The sequence below is a fragment of the Streptomyces sp. NPDC001450 genome, assembly GCF_053597295.1.
The window spans coordinates 1-4,017 of record NZ_JBSFHY010000114.1; the positions used below are offsets into that span (position 1 = coordinate 1).

General features: G+C 66.8%; 3 protein-coding genes and 1 pseudogene. All 4 read left to right on the forward strand.

What is annotated here, in order from left to right; genetic code table 11:
- Nucleotides 1–1,028, forward strand: a 1,028-nt coding sequence (locus ACWC5O_RS45085) for an integrase (RefSeq protein ID WP_450781340.1), incomplete at its 5' end; no start/stop codon positions are given.
- 904 nt (nucleotides 1,029–1,932) lie between these two features.
- On the forward strand, nucleotides 1,933–2,193 hold the full coding sequence (locus ACWC5O_RS45090; protein ID WP_355837822.1) for a hypothetical protein: 261 nt from the start codon (nucleotides 1,933–1,935) through the stop codon (nucleotides 2,191–2,193).
- A complete protein-coding gene (locus ACWC5O_RS45095) occupies nucleotides 2,193–3,002 on the forward strand; it encodes a Crp/Fnr family transcriptional regulator (RefSeq protein ID WP_355837820.1) in 810 nt (269 codons plus the stop codon). Before ACWC5O_RS45090 ends, ACWC5O_RS45095 begins: the two co-directional genes overlap by 1 nt.
- A gap of 325 nt (nucleotides 3,003–3,327) precedes the next feature.
- A pseudogene (gene ku / locus ACWC5O_RS45100) lies at nucleotides 3,328–3,747 on the forward strand (non-homologous end joining protein Ku); the annotation flags it as partial.
- Nucleotides 3,748–4,017: the final 270 nt, after the last annotated feature.

Below are 4,017 nucleotides of genomic sequence, written 5' to 3' on the forward strand. Positions count from 1 at the left end.
TGTACCGGCGGATGGGCGCGAGGATGCCGCGTCACGGCGTCGACGCAGCCCGCCGCCTCGCCGAGGCCGAGGACCTCGCCGACGCGGTTGCCGCCGAGATCACTCCCGACACCACGCTCGACACGTACGCGAAGTCGTGGCGCGTGTGGCTGCGGTTCACCGCCGCCACCGGCCTGCCGGAGGGGGAGGGTAGCCGCGGCGCCCTCATCGCGTTCGTCAGCTGGATGCTGCGCGAGGGCCAGCAGAACGGGAAGGGCTACGCCCCGAGTTCAGCCAGCACCCACCTCGCGGCCGCCGTCGTCGGCCTGCGCAAGCGCAAGGTCGCGGTCAGCGGAGACGACCAGGGCGAGGCCCGCGCCGCGTTGGAGGGCCTGGCGGTGAAGCTGCTGCAGGCCGGGGAGCGGCGCGGCCGCGGGCAGGCGGTCAGCGCCGACGTCGGCGGCCTGCGTGCCATCGTCCGCTCCTGCCCCGACACCCTGAGCGGCGACCGGGACAAGGCGCTGGTGCTGACCGGCTTCAACTACGCCTCCCGCTCGCAGGACCCGGCCGGACTACAGACCAGCGACGTCACCCTGCACGCGCGCGGCCTGGTCGTTGCGGTGCTCACCGGCAAGACCAAGCACTCTGTGCGCAACGCGAAGATCGGCTACGCCCAGGACCCCGAGCTGTGCCCGGTGCGGGCCTGGACCTCCTACCGCACCAGGCTGGTTGCCGAGCACGGCCAGCAGTGGGCCGACCCGTCGACCCCGGCCTTCGTCGGCATCGACCAGTGGGGCAACGTCACCGGCGGCATGAGCCCCGACTCCGTCACCCGCGCGATCAAACGGATCTCGGAGCGGGCCGGGGTGCCGATCCACTGGACCGGCCACTCCCTGCGCATCGGACTGGCCTCCGTCGGCCGCAAGCAGGGCAAGGACGGCATCGCCATCGCCGACCAGGGCGGCTGGGCCCGCCACTCCCGCTCGATGCTCGGCTACATGCAGCGCGACGACGGCTGGGACGACAACGCCGCCGCCGGACTGACCTGACAGCACAGCCGCCACTGAGTTGGCGGAGCTGATCGTGCACATCAAGAAGGGGACGGTTCGCCTCCTTCGGACGCCCTCGAGATCGGCTAGTTGCCCGTCGAGCTGCCCTCAGCAGGTACTCGCGTTAGTACCTGCCGGGAGGGATCGACGAGGAAGGCACCTGCTCAGGGCCCGGTAGTGGACCCGGTCCAACAGCGCGGCCCCCACTGACATTTGCCCGTTTGGCCGGACTGTCAGTGGTGCACCGTATCGTTGTGTCGGCAGACGCCCGGCATGGGAGAAGAGCGATCCTCTGTGCCCGTCCCGGGAGGCTCTCGTGTGGCTCAGGTCACACGCGGCTCAGTCGGCTGACGCTGGTATCGCCCCTCTGACCGAGTCGAGCACGAGCGCCCCGAAAAACGTTGAGTGGCGACGCCATCGCGCCGCCACTCAGGATGATGAGCCGTTCATTCGGTTGTCTCTTCCCTGGTAGGAAGCTTGTGCGGAGTCGGGGGGCCCCCGGGGCACCACCCCCTGGGGCCCCACCCGACGGCTGATGCTGCACCCTCCAAGGCTCAACGTCAGCTTGTTGAATGTAACGGTGCCTGCCCCGAATCCATTCCCTAAGGTTAGGGATTTATCACGTCTACCCTCGGGTAACTCCCTCGATTCAAGGAATGCATCCCCGTACGCAGTGCATCAGCGCCGCACTAAATCCATGCCGACAGGGTGACGTTTCCGTAACCGCATGTCCGTGTTATATCCTGCCCGATCAAGAAGGTCGCGATTTCGAGTGGACCACCAATCCACGGTGATCTTCAAATGCACTACCCGGCTGCACCCTCCAAATAACCGATCACGAAGAAGTGAAAGGGCTCCGTCTGTGAACGGATTTCTCGCAGCGTCAGTCTTGATCGTTGCAATCTTGGCCGGGACGGTCGTGCTGACCGTCAAGTACCTCTCTTCCACCCCCGCACGCATCGCTGCGGTGATCGCAGCGATCGCAGGACTGGTGATCGCCATCCCGCACGTGCTGGAACCACTGCGGCCCGAGCCCGTCACGGTCCAGGTACCCGCGCCGGTGACCCCCGGCTACACCTCCCCTCCGGCCCCGCCCCCGGGCAACAGGTCGATCTCACCCACCACCGTCCCGCCCGCACCGCAGACCGGGATGGGAGCGGTCTGATGGGGGCCAGGGAGGTCCGGATCAGGCGACGGCCCATGCTGATCGGCACCTCGCTCTACGAGCGGAACGAGGAGACCGGCCGGGTCGACTACCGCGTCTCTGGCCAGCGGGCGCTGCTCGACCACAACCCGTTCCTGGCCAAGGTCCCGCGCGCGTTCCTGGGGGACTTCGTCGCGAACACCTCGGCGCGTGCGTACGAGCGCAAGCAGCAACTGCGCGGCACGGTCAGCTCGATGGTCCACATCATCCTGAGCGGCTGCGTGGCAGAGGAGTCGACGTACGGCGAAGCCACCAGCGTGCGCATCCTGGGGGCGGGCGCGGTGCTGGGCGACGCCGAGGTGTTCAACGAGCAGCTGAACGCGCCCTCCACCTGGTGCTTGAACACGACATACACACTCGCCGCGCCGCTGGAGCGGATGCGGACGATGACCGAGCACAACTCCGTCATCATGATGGCGCTCGGCAACTCGATAACCGAGCGGCTTGCGGTCGGTGAGCAGGTCTACAACCGGCACATGCTGCCCCCTGAGCAGCGGCTGGCGGGGCTCTTCGTGCACCTGCTGCACGGCTGCGCGGTCCCCAACTCGCGCTTCGGGCGGATGCTGGAGGGCCCCTCCCAGAGCGACCTCGCTGCGGCGCTCTCCATCAGCCGGGCCACCATTGAGACGGCGATGCGGATACTGCGCGACAAGGAGCTGGTGGTCACCGGGTACCGGACCTACGAGTTCCCCTCCGAGCGTCGGCTCGCCGAGATGGGTAAGGTGCGAATTCCCTCGCAGATGGTTACGGGAGAAGCTTCCGGGGTTTAGAACCTCCCTCTATAAAAGAGACGCCGGCCGGGGTTCACATTCCCGACCAGCGTCTTTTTCATGCACAGGTCTAGACCCGGGCGGAATGCCGAGTGGAACTCCAGAGCTGCAATTTTCAGGAGAAAGGATTCGGCTCAGAACACGGCGCCTGGGCGTCCGTGTGAGCATTTTGATACCACCTGGGCATCAAATCCGCTATTGCCCCTTTAGTGCGCTTAGGCCGGCTGGCGGGGTTCACCGGCCCAGTGATCCGTTCAGCTCCGTCCGCATGCTGTGTCTTTTATGCCGTTTAGGCTGGAATCCCAGCGGGTGGAGGAGGTGTCTCATGCCGAGGCCTGTGTGGAGCGGGGCAATCTCGTTTGGCCTGGTCACCATCCCTATCAAGGTGCTACCTGCGACCGAGAACCACAACATCGGCTTCCACCAGATCCACACCGAGGACATGGGCCGGATCCGGTACCGCAAGGTCTGCGAGATCGAGGGGAAGCAGCTGCGCGACGACGAGGTCGGCAGGGCGTACGAGGCCTCCAAGGACACCTTGGTCGAGGTCACCGACCAGGACCTGGAGAACATGCCGCTGCCCACCGCCAAGGCCATCGAGATCGTGGCGTTCGTGCCGGCGGACTCGATCGACCCCGTACGGATCGGTGACTCCTACCATCTCGCGGCAGACGGCCAGGTGTCCGCCAAGCCGCACAAGCTGCTGCGGCAGGCGCTGGAGCGGAGCGCGAAGGTGGCCGTCGCCGTCTGACGGTGGCACGTGGGCGGTGGCAAGCGGCACTCATGTGCTTCGCATGTCTTCGAGTAGCGGACCGCGCGCTCCGGGCACATGCTGCCCGTAGAGGAGCTGTAATGTCGAGCTTACGTCGCCGAGCCTGCGCCGATCACGTGACGATCGTCGGCGGGTGCTCGGGGTCCGGGATCTGGTTGCTCCAGCCGCCGGGGACGGTGCGGCCCTTCGAACCGGCCGTACAGCGCGCCTTCACCCACCTCTACGAGGACGAGGACCTGCGGC